The sequence below is a fragment of the Nocardia jiangsuensis genome (genome assembly GCF_042650385.1).
In the GTDB taxonomy this organism is placed as follows: domain Bacteria; phylum Actinomycetota; class Actinomycetes; order Mycobacteriales; family Mycobacteriaceae; genus Nocardia; species Nocardia jiangsuensis.
In genome coordinates, this window is record NZ_JBHSAX010000014.1 from 737,100 (window position 1) to 752,678 (window position 15,579).

General features: G+C 72.4%; 17 protein-coding genes. 7 read left to right on the forward strand and 10 right to left on the reverse strand.

The annotated features are described in order from the left end of the window. From ACFO0B_RS17760 to ACFO0B_RS17775, 4 genes are all read right to left on the reverse strand, one after another. Window positions 1-537 (reverse strand): ferritin (locus ACFO0B_RS17760; RefSeq protein WP_378613574.1); only part of this gene is annotated, 537 nt, incomplete at its 3' end. A 97-nt stretch (window positions 538-634) separates the two neighbouring features. Further along, the gene (locus ACFO0B_RS17765) at window positions 635-1,195 is read right to left on the reverse strand and encodes a ferritin (RefSeq protein WP_378613575.1); all 561 of its coding nucleotides are present in this window, start codon (window positions 1,193-1,195) and stop codon (window positions 635-637) included. A gap of 9 nt (window positions 1,196-1,204) precedes the next feature. Beyond that, window positions 1,205-2,404, reverse strand: a complete 1,200-nt coding sequence (locus ACFO0B_RS17770; RefSeq protein ID WP_378613844.1) for an LCP family protein — start codon at window positions 2,402-2,404, stop codon at window positions 1,205-1,207. A 433-nt stretch (window positions 2,405-2,837) separates the two neighbouring features. Continuing rightward, window positions 2,838-3,620: a CPBP family intramembrane glutamic endopeptidase gene (locus tag ACFO0B_RS17775; protein WP_378613576.1), complete on the reverse strand. Its 783-nt coding sequence runs from the start codon at window positions 3,618-3,620 to the stop codon at window positions 2,838-2,840. A gap of 39 nt (window positions 3,621-3,659) precedes the next feature. Between ACFO0B_RS17775 and ACFO0B_RS17780 the strand changes: the two genes are divergently transcribed. Further along, a complete protein-coding gene (locus ACFO0B_RS17780) occupies window positions 3,660-3,911 on the forward strand; it encodes a hypothetical protein (RefSeq protein WP_378613577.1) in 252 nt (83 codons plus the stop codon). Between the two features lie 4 nt (window positions 3,912-3,915). Here ACFO0B_RS17780 and ACFO0B_RS17785 read toward each other — a convergent pair whose 3' ends face one another. Next, window positions 3,916-4,677, reverse strand: coding sequence for a DUF2470 domain-containing protein (locus ACFO0B_RS17785; RefSeq protein ID WP_378613578.1), 762 nt, complete (start codon window positions 4,675-4,677; stop codon window positions 3,916-3,918). 163 nt (window positions 4,678-4,840) lie between these two features. Here ACFO0B_RS17785 and ACFO0B_RS17790 point away from each other — a divergent pair, with 163 nt between their 5' ends. Genes ACFO0B_RS17790 through ACFO0B_RS17800 form a run of 3 tightly spaced genes read left to right on the forward strand, consistent with a single transcriptional unit; the run spans window position 4,841 to window position 6,984 of the window. Next, on the forward strand, window positions 4,841-5,377 hold the full coding sequence (locus ACFO0B_RS17790; protein ID WP_378613579.1) for a hypothetical protein: 537 nt from the start codon (window positions 4,841-4,843) through the stop codon (window positions 5,375-5,377). A gap of 30 nt (window positions 5,378-5,407) precedes the next feature. After that, window positions 5,408-6,325, forward strand: coding sequence for a prephenate dehydratase (pheA, locus tag ACFO0B_RS17795; RefSeq protein ID WP_378613580.1), 918 nt, complete (start codon window positions 5,408-5,410; stop codon window positions 6,323-6,325). Next, window positions 6,322-6,984: a histidine phosphatase family protein gene (locus ACFO0B_RS17800; protein ID WP_378613581.1), complete on the forward strand. Its 663-nt coding sequence runs from the start codon at window positions 6,322-6,324 to the stop codon at window positions 6,982-6,984. The genes pheA and ACFO0B_RS17800 overlap by 4 nt, the downstream gene beginning before the upstream one ends. A 4-nt stretch (window positions 6,985-6,988) precedes the next feature. Here the strand turns inward: ACFO0B_RS17800 and ACFO0B_RS17805 are convergent, their stop codons facing one another. The 5 genes from ACFO0B_RS17805 to ACFO0B_RS17825 form a co-directional block, all read right to left on the reverse strand. Next, on the reverse strand, window positions 6,989-7,807 hold the full coding sequence (locus ACFO0B_RS17805; RefSeq protein WP_378613582.1) for an ESX secretion-associated protein EspG: 819 nt from the start codon (window positions 7,805-7,807) through the stop codon (window positions 6,989-6,991). Beyond that, window positions 7,804-8,982 carry a PPE domain-containing protein gene (locus ACFO0B_RS17810; RefSeq protein ID WP_378613583.1) on the reverse strand — a complete coding sequence of 393 codons (1,179 nt, stop codon included), beginning with the start codon at window positions 8,980-8,982 and terminating at the stop codon, window positions 7,804-7,806. Before ACFO0B_RS17810 ends, ACFO0B_RS17805 begins: the two co-directional genes overlap by 4 nt. 34 nt (window positions 8,983-9,016) lie before the next feature. Beyond that, window positions 9,017-9,328 (reverse strand): PE domain-containing protein, encoded by a 312-nt coding sequence (locus tag ACFO0B_RS17815; RefSeq protein WP_378613584.1) that lies wholly within the window; start codon window positions 9,326-9,328, stop codon window positions 9,017-9,019. Window positions 9,329-9,473: 145 nt separating this feature from the next. Continuing rightward, window positions 9,474-9,812: a metallopeptidase family protein gene (locus tag ACFO0B_RS17820; protein ID WP_378613845.1), complete on the reverse strand. Its 339-nt coding sequence runs from the start codon at window positions 9,810-9,812 to the stop codon at window positions 9,474-9,476. An 8-nt stretch (window positions 9,813-9,820) separates the two neighbouring features. After that, complete coding sequence (locus tag ACFO0B_RS17825) at window positions 9,821-10,912, reverse strand: septum formation family protein (protein ID WP_378613585.1); 1,092 nt, start codon at window positions 10,910-10,912, stop codon at window positions 9,821-9,823. Window positions 10,913-11,001: 89 nt separating this feature from the next. Here ACFO0B_RS17825 and serS point away from each other — a divergent pair, with 89 nt between their 5' ends. The 3 genes from serS (at window position 11,002) to ACFO0B_RS17840 (ending at window position 15,573) form a co-directional block, all read left to right on the forward strand. Next, window positions 11,002-12,276, forward strand: coding sequence for a serine--tRNA ligase (serS, locus tag ACFO0B_RS17830; RefSeq protein WP_378613586.1), 1,275 nt, complete (start codon window positions 11,002-11,004; stop codon window positions 12,274-12,276). Window positions 12,277-12,397: 121 nt separating this feature from the next. Further along, window positions 12,398-14,215, forward strand: coding sequence for a putative bifunctional diguanylate cyclase/phosphodiesterase (locus ACFO0B_RS17835; protein ID WP_378613587.1), 1,818 nt, complete (start codon window positions 12,398-12,400; stop codon window positions 14,213-14,215). Window positions 14,216-14,292: 77 nt separating this feature from the next. Next, window positions 14,293-15,573, forward strand: a complete 1,281-nt coding sequence (locus ACFO0B_RS17840; protein ID WP_378613588.1) for an MFS transporter — start codon at window positions 14,293-14,295, stop codon at window positions 15,571-15,573. Window positions 15,574-15,579 lie beyond the last annotated feature (6 nt).

Here is a 15,579-nt window from a genome sequence, read left to right on the forward strand (position 1 = left end):
GCCGGCGGCGTGCGGCGCGCCGGAGGTATCGGAGGGCCCGTCCATCTCGCGGGCGATGAACTCCTCCAGATCGAACAGGTTCGCACCTGCCCGGTCGGCGATGGTGAGCAGGGTGGTCATCCGCGCGACCTCCTCGACCTGCTCCTTCAGGAACCACTGCATGAACTGCTCGCCGAGGTAGTCGCCCTCTTCGCGGGCGGTGCTCGCGAGCTGGACCACCTGGTCGGTGACGGTCTTCTCCTGCGCCAGCGCCAGCGCGATCGGCTCGCGGGCGTTCTCGAAGTGCGACTTGGCCGCGTCGACGCTGCGGATCTCGACGCTGATGTCGCGGTCGAGGAAGTACTGGACGATCATCATGGCGTGGTTGCGCTCTTCGACCGCCTGCTTGTAGAAGAGCTTGGCGAGCTGCGGCAGATCCGCGTTGTCGTACCAGACCGCGAGTGCGATGTACTGGTGCTCCGCATTGAATTCGTTGTGGATCTGATCCTGCAGCAGGCCGTGGAATTTAGTGCGCGGGGGCTCCGGATGGGTCGACATGTGCACGAGATTAATGCTGGTCAAGGGCCTTGTCATCCAAGTACACCCTTAATGAGGTTAGTATTGCCTAAATTCTGCGCTGAATGGAAAGCGTAATTCAGCTGGAGTTCCGGGAAACAATTCCGGGAATGCGCGGCGGCGCGCCGGTGGACAGCGGTGCGCGCCCGGACTGCTCCCGCGCCAGGAACTCCTCGACGTCGAAGAGATTGCCATCGGCCCGCTCCACCACGGTGACCAGCGTGTTCGCCCGTGCCGCTTCCTCGATCTGCTTCTCCAGGAACCAGCCGGTGAATTGCTCGCCCAGGTAGTCGTTCGCCCGCCGGGCCTGCTGGGCCAGATCGGTGAGGCGAGCGCTGCGCTCGCTCTCCAGGGCACAGATGTGGGTGGCGGCATCCTGTGACGAACCGAACTCCGAGCGGATCGGATCTATTCCGGTCACCCCGACCGGCAGTTCCCGGTCGAGCAGGTAGCCGATCATGCGCAGCGCGTCGGTGCGGTTGTCCTCGGAGCGCCGATACGCGTAGGCCGCCGAGCGCGGCAGCTTGGCCGCGTCGAAATACACCGCGACCGCGAGGTACTGCTGGGAGGTGGTCAGTTCGAAACGGATGTGGTCGCGGAGCAGCCCCGCGAAGGGCTGCTCCACCGATATGTCGGGCATCCCTCGAAACTACCCCGTGCGGAGGTCCTCCGGAATCTGCTGATCGTTGGCGAGGGCGTCGAAGAACCGGCTGGCCCGATCCCGGTCCCAGAGCAGCACATTGCCGCTGTCGGTGTCGTCGAAGCCGCCGATCGGCACCGTGGTGTTCACGGTGTCGCCGCGCATCGCCCAGCCGAGCGAGGCGACGTGCCAGAGGTGGTCGCCCTCGTCCACCTTCAGCGAGCCGACGGTGTCGGTGGCCAGCGGCCAGAGCGTGAACGGGTTGGCCAGCGTGCCCGCGCTGGTCGCCTTCTGCAGCAGCGCGGCCATGAACTTGCGCTGGTTGTTCATCCGGTCGATGTCGGCGAGCGCGGTGGCGCGGCTGCGCACGAAGCCGAGCGACTGCGGGCCGTCCAGGGTCTGGCAGCCGGCGGGCAGGTCGATGCCTGCCAGCGGGTCGCTGATCGGGGCGTCCAGGCAGACGTCGATGCCGCCGAGGGTGTCGACGACGGCGGCGAAGCCACCGAAGCCGATCTGCGCGTAGTGGTCGATGCGCAGGCCGGTGGCGCCCTCGACGGTCTGCACGAGCAGCGGCGGGCCGCCGAAGGCGAACGAGGCGTTCAGCTTGTCCCTGCCGTGGCCGGGGATGCTCACGTAGGAATCGCGCGGCAGGCTGACCAGCGTCGCCTGCCCCGACTTCGGGATGTGCACCAGGATGATGGTGTCGGTGCGCTCGGAGCCGACCTCGCCGCCGGTGGCGAGATCCTGCTCCTGCTCCGCCGAGAGCCCGGCCCTGCTGTCCGAGCCGACGAGCAGCCAGTTGGTGCCGGGGGTGTCGCCGATCCGGTCCTCGTAGGCGCTGAGCGCGTCGATCCGGGTCAGCGAATCGTCCAGGTGCACGACGGCCGCGACCATGCCGACGATCAGCACCAGCAGGAAGACCAGGAACCAGCGGAAGAGGTGCCGCTTGCGGCGCCTGCGCTCCGGCTGCGGGGCGCGCGGGGGAGCGCCGCGGCCGCGCGACGGGGGCGGGGGTGGGCGGCGCTGGTCCCGGTAAGGCTGCGGCTGCTGCGTCGGCGCGTGCCGCGCCCGCTGCGGCGGCTGCTGCGGTTGCTGCGTGGGGTGTTTGCTGGTGTAGCGCCGGGTGGCCTGCTCCGGCTCGGGCGACCGCGAGTAGGCGAGCTCCTGGTCGCGCCTGCCGTCCCGGCGCACGACCTGGGTCGGCTCGATCCCGCCCGCGCCCGGCGGCGGCGGGCGGCGCTGGTCACCGCCGGGCGGGCGGGCGCCGGGCGGCTGGTTGCGGTACGGCGGCTGACCGCCGCGTGGCGGCTGGTGATCGCGTGGCGGCTGGTGATCGCGCGGGGGCTGGTGATCGCGCGGGGGCTGCTGGCCGCGTGGCGGCGGATTGCCGCGGGGAGCGCCGGGGGGCCGGCCCTCCCGATGTGGCGGCGCACCGCGGTGCGGCGGCTCGGCGCCGCGCGGCGGCGGGGGCCCCGGCCTGCGCTCCTGCTGTCCGGGCGGTGGCGGCGTCCGGCGCGCGGGGTACTTGGGGTCCTCGCCGTTCATCATGCAGACTCTACTGATCCGTCGGGTCGATCGGGCGGTACGCGGGATGCCCCCGCTCACTTGATGAATCACCCCGGACGCGGCCGGTGTTAGCGGCTCAGGGCAGCCAGTCGACGTGCCCGCGGAGCACGGTGTAGCCGACGTAGGCGATGGTGTCGATCAGCGCGTGCGCGACGAGCAGCGGCCAGAGCCGCCCGGTGCGCTGCCACCAGCGCCCGAAGATCAGCCCCATCACCACGTTGCCGAGCCCGCCGCCGAGCCCCTGGTAGAGGTGGTAGCTCCCGCGTAGCAGCGCCGAGGCCAGCAGCGCCGAGTTGTCCGACCAGCCGAGCCCGCGCAGCCGGGTGAGCAGGTACCCGACCACGATGATCTCCTCCGCCGCCGAGTTGGCGCAGGCGGAGAGGATCAGCACCGGCAGCCGCCACCAGTGCTCACCGAGCGAGCTCGGCACGATCGTCACGCTGAAGCCGAGTGCCTGCGCGAGCAGGTAGAGCCCGAGCCCGGGCAGCCCGATCAGCGCGGTGAAGCCGAGCCCGGCGAGCAGGTCGCCGCGCCAGCGGTCCCTGGCCAGCCCGACCGCCTTCGGCCCGATTCCGCTGCGCCACAGCAGGTAGAGCCCGAGCGCGGCCCACGCGACCAGCCGCAGCACGCCGAGCAGTTGGAAGGCCAGGTCGAGCAGCGGCTGATCGGCGCGCGAGGCGTTCAGCGCGACGGTCCTACCGCCGACCCCGCCCGGCTGCAGCGCGCTCTCCAGCAGCGACAGCGCGGCGCTGAGCCCGCTCGCCCCGAAGGTGAGGGCGAGGACGAGCACGACCTCGATCCGGAGCGCGCGCCGCTCGGACTCGTCGAGCGGGCGGGACGGGGCTGGGTCGGCGGGCATGACAGCGAATCTAGTCAGCGGCGGAACTCCTCCACCGGCGTGTACTCCGCCGCCGCCGCGCCCATCTCGTTGCGGTACCTGGAACGCCGCCTGCTCGTCCTCACCCGCGGCTACCTACTGAACCTGCTCGGCCCGCTCCCGGACGCCGAACTGGAGGTCAAGGCGTACGTCATGGTCAGCGTCGGGGTGGCGAGCAGCCTCCGCATCGGCCTCGAAGCCCCTGCCCACCTGGACCGCGACCAGGTCATCGGCGAGATCGCCCGGATGGTCTCGGGCTGGCTCCAGCCGTAGTGCGTCAGATTCTCCGCAGCCCGTTCAGGAACGGGCAGCCCGCGAGGGTGCGGACCGCCCGGCTCAATCCTTCGACGTCGTCGGCGGGGGTGCGGAAGGGCAGGCGGAAGTCGTGGTCGCCGTCCATGCCCTCGATGCGCAGGGTCAGCCCGTAGCGGTCGATGGCGAGCGGGTGCACGATGCCGCGCTGCAGGTGCGCGGGGAGTTGCCTGGCGATCATGGCGACCAGGTCGGCGTGGTCGCTCTCCAGGTGCTGGAGCCAGGCCGACTCCATGGCGCAGAAGGGGTCGGGGACCGCGGTGCGCAGCTCGTCGACGTCCACCGACTCGGCACCGGTGGAGTCGGCGACGACGGCGGACTTGATCACGACGCGGAGCAGGGTGAGGCCGTGCCCGACGTCGAGCAGCATGGGATGCGGCAGCTCCTTCGCGACCTCGCCGGCGAGCGCGCGCTGCGCGGGCAGCGGCACCGCTCGCACCCAGCCGCGCAGCCAGACCAGGGAGCGCACCGGCTCGCGCACCACGATGGGGGCGTGGTCGGTCAGCTCGAGGACCGCGGGCGCGCCGCCGCCGCCGGAGTTGGCGACCAGCACCGCCGCGACCGATGTGCTCGGCACCGCGACCACCGCGTCGCCGCACTCGCGCAGGTGGTGCACCGAGACGGGGGTCGGGTCGATGCCCGGCATGGCGAGCACCGCGTTCTCGGCGTGCGCACAGGCGCTGCGCACCCGTTCCGCGGTCGACGGTGCGAGGGTCGATTGCGGCATGTAGTCCTCCTGGTGCCCGCTCGCCCGGCTCGGCGAGAATTAGGTTACCCTAAGCTAAGTGAACGGACGATCTTGTGCAAGAGCTTCGATCAGGGCGGTCGGGAGGTCCGGCCCGGCCGGGAGCGCGCGCCCGTGCCGGTCAGGCCGGGGTTACCGTGGGCGGATGACCGAGCCCTCCACCGCGCCGAGCACCGCCGCACCGGAGTCCGGCGTGCCGATCGACGGCGCGGTGCCGCTCGAAATCGCGCTGGCCGACGCCGGGCCGCCTGCGGGCGGGGCCGAGCCGGTGCTGATGTCGCTGCGGCCACCGCCCCGCCGCAGCCTGGCCGACGGCCTGATCCGCCCGCTCGGTCCGCTGCCGCCGGGGAGCAGGGCGCTCGGGCCGGAGCTGCCCGACGCCGAGCTGGCCGATCTCATCGGCTCGGTGGTGCACACCGCCGACGGGTTCGTCGCCCGCACCGGGGAAGCCGCCCGTGCGCTGGCGCTCCTCGCCGCCACCGCGGCCGCGCTCTGCGGCGAGGACGTTCGCCGCGGGCTCGCCGCCCCGGACATCGCCTTCCTGACCGGGCTGAATCCGCAGGCCGTCGAGGCGGTGCGCGGCGTGTTGCTGTGGATCGAGGCGGAGAATCCGGCCGAGCTGACGGCCGAACTGGCGGCCCTGCTGCGCGGGGGCGGCGCAGGCAGCGCAACGGCGGGATGAGTTCCGCGGGACGCAAGTAGTGTCATAGGCGTGCCGCGCATCGCCTACTTCGGACCATCGGGAACCTTCACCGAGATGGCGCTCGCCCGATTCGAATCGGCGGGCGCCTTCGAGGGGCAGGTGGAGCGGGTCGCCGCGCCGAGCCAGGGCGCCGCGCTCGACCTGATCCGGGCGGGCGAGGTCGAGGGCGCGGTGGTGCCGATCGAGAGCTCGGTGGAGGGCTCGATCGCCGCCACCCTCGACTCCCTCGCGCTCGGCGCGCGGCTGCAGATCGTCGCCGAGACCGAGCTGGAGGTGACCTTCAGCATCCTGGCCAGGCCCGGCACCGAGCGCGCCGACGTGCGGTTGCTCGCCGCCTACCCGGTGGCCGCCGGGCAGGTGCGCGAATGGGTGGCGCGCGAGTTGCCGGACGCCGCCTACTACACCTCCACCTCGAACGCCGCCGCCGCCGAGGACGTGCAGGCGGGCAAGGCCGACGCCGCCGTCTCCACCGTCCTGGCCGGCGAGCGGCTCGGGCTGGCCACGCTGGCCGCCGGGGTGGCCGACCACGACCAGGCCGTCACCCGCTTCGTGCTGGTGACGGCGCCGCGGACGGCCCCGCCCGCCACCGGCGCCGACCGCACCTCGGTGGTGCTGGAGCTGACCAACGAACCCGGCTCGCTGATGCGCGCCTTCGCCGAATTCTCCACGCGCGGCATCGATCTCACCCGGATCGAATCGCGGCCGACCCGAACCGGCATGGGCGCCTACCGCTTCTACCTGGACTGCGTCGGGCACATCGACGACAGCGCAGTGGCGGAGGCGCTCAAGGCGCTGCACCGCTCGGCGCCGCGCATCCGCTACCTCGGATCGTGGCCCGCGTTCGCCAAGCCCGGCGCCCCGCCGCCGCCGGACACCGATGCCGCGCTGTGGCTTTCGCAGCTACGAAAGGGGGTGGCGGACCGTTGAGCGCACGACTGATCCTGGTTCGGCACGGAGAGACCGAGGGCAACGTCGCCAAGTTGCTCGACACCAGGGTGCCCGGCCTCCCGCTCACCGAACGCGGGGTGGCGCAGGCGAAGACGCTCGGCGCCACGCTGGCCGCACCGCCGCGCGCGCTGTACTGCTCGGCCGCGCTGCGCGCCAGGCAGACCGCGAGCTACATCGAGGAGGCGACCGGGGTGGCCGCCCAGGTGCTCGACGGCACCTACGAGGTGCAGGTCGGCGAGATGGAGGGGCAGAGCTCGGCCGCCGCGCACGACCTCTTCCAGGACATCTACCATGCCTGGCACGAGGGTGAGCTGGACCGCAGGCCGCCGGGTGGTGAGTCCGGGTACGAGGTGCTCGCCCGCTTCCTCCCGGTGATCGAGCAGCTGCGGCGGACCTGGTTCACCGACGGCGCCGACGGCGACGTCCTGCTGGTGATCCACGGCGCCGCCATGCGGCTGCTGGCCCGGGTGCTCACCGATATCCGGCCACCATTCACCACGAACAACCACCTCGACAACACCGAGACCATCGAGCTGCTGCCGCGGCCGGACCGCGGCTGGGAGCTGACCCGCTGGGGCCGCTTCACCCCGCCCTTCGGCCCGGATACCGAGCCGCAGCAGGACGACCCGATGGGCTGACGCCCTACCGGACCGGGAACTCGTCGCGCTCGGGCAGGCCGTTCACCAGGTCGAGCAGCGCGGCGCGGAGCCGGGCCGGGGTGCCGCTGCTCAGCGAGGTCCACTTGCTGCCGTCGTCGGCCCGGCTCGCGGTGGCGAGGAAGCGGCCGTTGCGGGTGTCGAAGACGGCGATGTGGTTGTCCGCGTACTCGCGGGTGCCGTCGCGGTAGGCCACCCCGACGATCTCCGCGTGCGCCTCCAGGTGCACCAGCGCCGAGGCCAGCGCCTGCGCGTCCCGATCCGGGGTGCCGACGCCTGCGAGCCGCCGCGCGGTGGCGGCGGCATCCCCGAGCTCGCCGAAGATCGGCACCAGATCGTCGGTGTAGGCGTTCATGCCGGTGAGGTCGAGCGGCTCGGCGGGGCCGAGCGCGGCGAGCAGCGGGGCGGGCAGATCGTCGCCGACCTCGTCGAGGACGTAGGAGTTCGGCCCGCGGAGGGCGACGGTCACCAGGTCGTCGCCCTTCGCGAGGCAGAGCCTGCTCACCCGGCCGTCGACCACCAGCCGCAGCGCGACCACCCAGTGCGGGCGGTTCAGCGTGCGCAGGCGGTCGGCGAGCTCGGGGTGCACCTCGCCGCCGGACAGCAGGGCGCGCTCGGTGAGCGACCCGGCGGCCGCGGCGAGCGCGGCATCGTGCTCGGCGACGTTGTCGTACCGGCCGATCGCGTCCAGCACGACCGGGACGTCGTCGATCTGCAGCTCCTCCAGGAGGAACTGCATCTCGTCCAGCGAGAGCACCACCGACTCGAGGGCCGCGGGACCGCGGCCCGCACCGAGCACGGTCACCGAATGGTGCCGGCGTCCGCGCCGATCACGCCGTCGGTGGCCCAGCGGCCGTCGTGGAAGTGCTCGTCGCTGCGCAGGTAGTCGGCCGCGTCGTGCTCGCCCTCGTCGTCCTCGCCGGTGGCGCGGCCATTGCCGAGCAGCGGGCTCTGGCCGCTGCCCGTGGAGCGAACCGGAGCGGCGTCCACCCGGGCGACCACGGAGTCGCCGACCGCCGCGGCGACCGGAACGCCCGCGCCGAGTGCCGCACCGGCGCCCCAGCCGTCGGGAAGCGTGAGCTTGCCGTTGCTGTTCGCCGAGCCGCCGGCGCCGACGCCGGAGAGCGCCGCGGAGCGGGTGCTGGCGGCCGCCGCGCCCGCGGCGCCCGCCACCCCGAGCCCCATCGGCGCGACCGCGGCGGGGGCCGCGGTGGTGCCCGCGGAGGTGAGCGCGGAGATGGCGGCGCCACCGAGGTTGCCCGCGGTGGTGACGCCGGTGCCGACCACCGAGCCGGCCACATTGGCGGCCTGGGTCGCGGCACTGATCACCGCGGGGTTCTGCACGAAGGCGGTGGCCGCGGCGACCGCGCTCTGGATCGGATCGCCCTGGAAGGCCGTCTCGGCCGACTGCTCCGATGCGCCGTCCGCCGTGCCCGCGCCGTTGGCGATGGCGGGCGGCCGGGCGAACTCACCGGGCGTGGTGACGAGTGCGCTGGTCGCCGCCTCGTAGGTCTCCATGACGAGGGCGGCGCGGATATCCATGGCATGTTTGGCGACTTCGGCCACCTCGAAGGCGCCGGAGAGCGCGCCGGGCGGGTTCGCCGAGGCGACCACCGCCGCGTTCACGGCGACGATCTCCGGCAGGCTCGGCATGGCGAGCGAGGCAACGGTGTACGCCGTCGCGTTGGCCGCCGTCTTGGTGGCCATGGCGGCCGCCATCACGCCCTGCTGCTCGGCCCAGCCCATGAAGCCGGTGAGCCGGGAGAGCGCGGCGATGCCGTTGATGCCCTGCATGCCGACGCCGAGCTCGGCCATCACCCGTGCGACGGTGGCGGTCGCGTCCACCCAGACGCCGGTGAGCGCGCCCCACGCGGTCGCCGCCGCGGAGATGGGAACGGCGTGCGCGCCGGTGTTCAGCGCGACCGAATTCACCTCGGCCATGCGCGGCAACCAGAAAACCCCGGTGATCCCTGCGGTCATTCTCGTTTCTCCCCTGTTCGAATTCGCTCGCGGATCAGGCGCCGATCGCGCCGAGCGCGGCCGCCTGGACGACGTCCTGGCCGAGCTGTGCGGCCAGCTGGCTGCGCAGTACGGCGGCGGCGTGGTGCAGCTCGAGGATCCCCTGCGCGACCGCGTGGTCGTGGGTGCCTGCCGCGGTGTTGAAGTGGTTCGCCGCGAGCAGCGAGACCTCTTCGGCGCCGGACGGCAGCACGTGCGTGGCGGGCGCGGTGACGGTGGCGGCGGCTGCGAGCCGCTCGGCGAGCAGATCGAGCTCGGCCGCGGCCAGAAGCACGGCCTCCGGCGACATGAGTACGTGGCCAACCATGACTCGACTCCTTCTAGTGGCTATGGGGCGGAACCACGAGAATTCCCCCTACGAGTTCTAGGACGCGACGGCGACACCATCGGTTCCCTCGAGTCCTCGAGTTCCCTGAGACTAACGCACATCCGCGCGTTCGCCGCGGGAAAACTCAACCCCAGCCCAGCTCGTGCAGCCGCGCCTCGTCGATGCCGAAGTAGTGCGCGATCTCGTGAATCACGGTGACCGCCACCTCGTCCACCACCTCGGCCTCGTCGCCGCAGATGTCGAGGATGGCGTCCCGGTAGATGGTGATGGTGTCCGGCAGCGAGCCGCCGTAGTGGCTGTCCCGCTCGGTGAGCGCGATGCCGTGGTAGAGCCCGAGCAGATGTGGGTCTTCCGGATTGCGTGGCTCGATCAGCACGACCACGTTGTCGATGGCCCGAGCCAGCTCCGCCGGGACGAGATCCAGTGCGTCACCGACCAGTTCCTCGAACCGGGCGGCGGGCATCGCGACGGTCACCGCGGCGCGGGCTGTGGCGGCAGCGGGGCCGCGCCGGGCAGCGGGGCCGGGGTGGAGCGGCCGCTGTTCGGCGGCGGCACCGGGGCCTGCCCGTTGATCAGGATGTCACCGCGCGCCGAGCCCTGGATCGGCGCGAAACCCTCGCGGTCGGCGCCCTTTCCGATCATGCAGTCCAGCTTGCGGCTGCCCGCCAGCCAGCTGCGCGCGTCCAGGTAGTCGAAGAAGAGGGTGAGCGTCTTGTTCCGGATGGCGTCCGGGCTGCCCAGGTAGTCCGTCGAGGTGCGGGTGCACTCCTGCTCCATGAACTTGTCCTGGTCGTCCTTGGTCGGCAGGCCGCTGGTGAAGTGCGAGCCGAGGTCGATGGTGGAGACGATCTCGACCGCGTGCTGCTGGGCGCACTCCACCGGGTCCGACGGCAGGTTCTGATTGATGCCGAGGCAGACGCCCGGCTCGTAGACCCGGGACTGGTCCTGCTTCGCGGCGCTGCCGACGGTGCTCGGGGTCCCGGTGGCGGCGGCGACCTGCAGCCCGCAGCGCAGCGTGCGATCGCCCGCCTGCCAGCCGTCCGCGCTCGGGTACATCAGCCCGACCACGTACCGGCCGCGCGGATCGAACCGCCCGCCCATGTACTTCTGCACCGCCGGGACGCAGTGCTCCTCCTTGAGTTCGGTGAGGCGGAGCGAGTCGGGGAAGCGGGAGCCGGGGGCGAACTCGCGGCCCGGGTAGCGGCTCATGTCCACCTCGGCGGCGACCTCGAACAGGTGCTTGCCGTCGCAGCTCACCTTCACCAGGTCGCTGCGGTCGGTGGTGCTCCAGGTCAGGCAGTCGCCCGCGGCCGCGGTGCCGAAGGCGGCGTCGCGCAGGCCTGCCGGGGCGGCGGGGTTGTGCGCCTCGAGCCCGGTCTCGTTGTCGAACCCGGTGACGAAGAGCGTCACCATGGCGGCGGCCACCGCACCCACCGCGACCGCGAGCAGGGACAGGCGCAGCGTGCGGGCGGACAGGTGCAGCCCGCGCTTGCCTGCGCGCGGCTCGCCGTCGCCCGTTTTTCCTCGGGCGCGGTCGCGGGGGTTCGGCTCGTCGGGAGACATCGCGATCCATCATGGCAGCGCCATCGCGTCGCGTGCCACGTTCGGGTGTATCGACTGGGGTTCAGCGGGGTCGATTACGCTGGTCGCCCATGATCGACCTCCGATTCCTGCGGGAGAATTCCGACGTCGTCCGGGCCTCCCAGCGCGCCCGCGGCGAGGACCCGGCGCTCGTCGACGCGCTGCTCGAGGCCGACTCCGCGCGCCGCTCCGCGGTGGCGAAGGCGGACAACCTGCGGGCCGAGCACAAGGCCATGGGCAAGCGGGTCGGCAAGGCGAGCCCGGACGAGCGCCCCGAGCTGCTCGCCCGCGCGCAGGAGATGTCGGCGCAGGTGAAGGCGGCCGAGGTGGACCAGCACGCGGCCGACGCCGCGCTGGACACCGCGCAGCGGGCGATCTCCAACGTGGTCCAGGACGGCGCGCCCGCGGGCGGCGAGGACGACTACGTGGTGCTGGAGACGGTCGGCACGCCGCCGGAGTTCGACTTCGAGCCGAAGGACCACCTCGAGCTCGGCGAGGCGCTCGGGCTGATCGACATGGAGCGCGGGGCCAAGGTCTCCGGCGCCCGCTTCTACTTCCTCACCGGGTACGGCGCGCTGCTGCAGCTCGGGCTGTTGCAGCTGGCCGCGCAGCGGGCGGTGGCGAACGGCTTCACCATGATGATCCCACCGGTGCTGGTCCGGCCGGAGATCATGGCGGGCACCGGGTTCCTCGGGCAGCACTCGGCCGAGGTGTACCACCTGGAGGAGGACGACCTGTACCTGGTCGGCACCTCCGAGGTGCCGCTGGCCGGCTACCACTCGGGCGAGATCATCGATCTGAGCGCCGGGCCGAAGCGGTACGCGGGCTGGTCGTCCTGCTTCCGCCGGGAGGCGGGCAGCTACGGCAAGGACACCAGGGGCATCATCCGGGTGCACCAGTTCGACAAGATCGAGATGTTCGTCTACTGCGACCCGGCCGAGGCGGACGCCGAGCACGAGCGGCTGCTCGCCTGGGAGCGCGAGATGCTGGCCGCCATCGAGGTGCCGTACCGGATCATCGACGTCGCCGCGGGCGACCTGGGCAGCTCGGCCGCGCGGAAGTTCGACTGCGAGGCCTGGGTGCCGACCCAGGGCGCCTACCGGGAGCTCACCTCGACCTCGAACTGCACCACCTTCCAGGGCCGCAGGCTCTCCGTGCGGTTCCGCGACGCGGACGGCAAACCGCAGATCGCGGCCACCCTGAACGGCACGCTGGCGACCACCCGCTGGATCGTCGCGATCCTGGAGAACAACCAGCGCGCCGACGGCTCGGTGCGGGTGCCCGCGGCGCTGGTCCCGTTCGTCGGTACCGATGTACTGCCGCCGCAAACCAGGACATCGGCCTGACGCGGCGATAGCCGGGAGTTCGCCGGGGGTCGAAAACAGGGATAGGGCTGTGGCCGGGGTGGGTTGCCTCTACCCTGTTGTCGTGCGAGGAATCGGGTCTCGCGGCGATACCCGAACCCGGGTGCGGGCCGCGTCAGCGCTGGCGACGGCCATGGTCATGTCCAGGACCACCGGCGCCTTCTATGTCATGGGCGGTGCCCTCGGGCTGCTGCTCACCGCGATCGCGCCGGGCGACGAGGGCAACCGGGTGCTGGTCGGGAGCGCGGCGGCCGTCGCGCTGCTGCTCGGGCTGAGCCTGCTCGGCTGGGGTCCGCGGATGCCGCACAACGTGCACCATGCCTACGTCGCCATCGCGACCGTGCTGGTGACGGTGGCGGTGCACTCCTTCCCGAACACCGTCGGCGCGATCAGCCTCGCCGCCTTCTACGTCTTCGTCGCCTGCGACGCCGCGCTCTTCTTCGCCTGGCCGCTCGCGGTCGCGCACATCGGCTTCGCCATGGTGATGTGTCTGTGGGCGCTGCCGACCAGGGATCTGCCCGGCTGGTCCGGGGTGATCCCGGCGGGCGTGACGTTCGGCGTCGGCGTCGTGGTCGGAATCCTGACCAGGATGGCCTCCGAGGCCGATATCGACACCCTGACCGGGCTGCTCAACCGGCGCGGCTTCGACCGGTTGCTGAACGCCGCGATCGAGCAGGCCGGGCGCACCGGGCAGGGGCTCGCCCTTGTCCTGGTCGACCTCGACCGCTTCCGCAAGATCAACGACCACCTCGGGCACCGGGCGGGCGACGCCGTGCTGCAGCGGGTCGCCGACGCCTGGACCGAGCTGCTCGCGCCGGACCAGCGGCTGGCCCGCTACGGCGGCGACGCCTTCGCGCTGCTGCTGCCGAACACCACCGAGCAGGCCGCCATCCTGCTCACCGAGCGGCTGCGCGCCGCCGTCACCACCGGCTGCTCGGCGGGCGTCACCTCGTGGCAGCAGGGCGAGTCCGGCTCGCTGCTGGTCAGCCGCGCCGACGTCGGGCTGTACCGGGCCAAGCAGGGCGGCCGGAACCGGACGGTGCTCGAGTCGTCGCGGCAGCAACCGCTCGCGGTCGAGTTGCGCGACGCCATCGACCGCGGCGCGCTCGACGTGCACTACCAGCCGATCGTCAGCCTCACCGAGGGGGGCGGCAAGGCGGTCGGCGTCGAGGCGCTGCTGCGCTGGTCGCCCGCCGCCCAGCCGGACGTCACCACCGAGGGGCTGATCCGGGTCGCCGAGGAGTTCGACCTCATCTCCGACCTGGACGAGCTGGTGCTGCGCAAGGCCTGCGCCGACGCGGCCAGGCTGCAGGAGACCTTCGCCCAGCTCGACCTGACGCTGAACGTCAATGTCAGCGGCCTCGAACTGGCCGAGACCGAGTACGCGGACCGGGTGGCGGGCATTCTGGAGAACACCGGCTGGCCCGCCGACCAGCTGGTGCTCGAGGTGACCGAGAGCGAGCTCGCGGCGGAGTCGCAGACCGCCATCGCGAACCTGCACACGCTGCGCGAGCGCGGGGTCCGGATCGCCATCGACGACTTCGGCACCGGCTACTCCTCGCTGAGCAGGCTGGCCACGCTCCCGAGCGACATCATCAAGGTGGATCAGTCCTTCGTCGCCGCCATCCGCTCGGACTCGCCCGCCCCGCCGCTGCTCGGCGTGATCGCGGCGCTGAGCAACGCGCTCGACCTGCAGGTGATCGCGGAGGGGGTGGAGACCGAGTACCAGGCAGCCGTGCTCACCGAGCTCGGCTTCGCGCTGGCACAGGGGTACCACTACAGCGACTCGCACCCGGTCGCCGAGCTGATCACCGACCTGAACAGCGGGCGAGGTGAGCTCACCGCCGAGCCCGCCGTGCCGCCGCGCACCGGGGACGACGACACGCACGAGACCGCCGACGGGTGGCTCCCGCTCGGCTGAGCGGAAATTCCGTTGACCTGCCATCGGCACGGGCGCAGGATGGGGCCATGCACCTGCTGATCTACGCCTGTTGAGTTGTGCTCGGCCGCGCTGAGCGCGGCCGCACCGAGGCGGGGCTCGCGCTCCGCGCGGTGCTCTACACCGGCACGCGCGAGTTCGTGCCGTACTACGCGCTGTACGCGGTGTTCTTCGCCGATCACGGGCTGAGTACCGCGCAGATCTCGTCGCTGCTCGCGCTCTGGTCGGGGACGGCGTTCCTGCTCGAGGTGCCCTCCGGCGCCTGGGCCGATGCCTACTCGCGGCGGGCGCTGCTGATCCTGAGCGGGCTGCTGCTGGTCGCCGGGTTCGGGGTCTGGACGGTGTGGCCGGGGTATCTCGGCTTCGCCGTCGGGTTCGTGGTGTGGGGTGCGGCGGGGGCGCTCTCCTCCGGCACCTTCGAGGCGCTGCTCTACGACGAGCTCACCGCGCTCGGTGCGGCCGGGCGGTACCCGGTGATCCTCGGCCGGACCAGGGCGGCCGGTGAGTTCGCCGTCGTCGTGGCGATCCTCGCGGCCGCGCCGCTCTACGCCTGGGGTGGGTACGCGCTGGTCGGGTGGGTGAGCACCGGGCTCGCCGCGGTGCACACGCTGGCCGCCTGCGCGCTGCCCGCGGCGCCGAGGGTGGTCGGGGTCGGTGACGTCCCGGAGGACGGGGACGAGATCGAGTGCCCTCCCGCCGAGGCGTCCATCCCCTCCGACAGCACCTCCGGTGTCGGGCGCTGGATCGCCATGCTGCGCAGCGGGCTCGGCGAGGCGCTCACGCATCGGAAGGTGCGGCGCGGCGTGCTGCTGGGGGCGGCGCTGTACGGAATCACCTCCTACGACGAGTACTTCGGGCTGCTGGCCGAGGCGGGCGGTGCGGCGACGGCGGTGGTCCCGCTCCTGGTCGGGGTGACGGTGGTCGGCTCGCTGCTCGGCGCACTGGCCGCCGGCCGGACCGAGGGCCGCTCCGGCCGGGTGCTCGGCGCGCTGGTCGGCGCGGGCGCGCTGCTGCTCGCGGCGGGCTCGGTGCTGGCGGGCAGCGTCGGCGGTGCGGTGGCGGTGGTCACCGGATTCCTCGCCATCGCCGTCGGGTACGGCGTCGGGGTGAACGCGGAGGTGGTCGCCGACGCCAGGCTGCAGGAGGCGATCGACGGCCCGGCCCGCGCCACCGTCACCTCGGTCTCCGGCCTGCTCTCCGAGGTGGTCGCGCTCGCGGTGTTCGGCTTCGTCGCACTGGCGACGGCGGTGCTCTCGCTGGCCACCACCATGGCGCTGCTCGGGCTGGCGGTGCTCGCCATCGCCGCGGTCACCCCGCGCTGGCTGCCGTCGCGGCGGTAGCGTGCC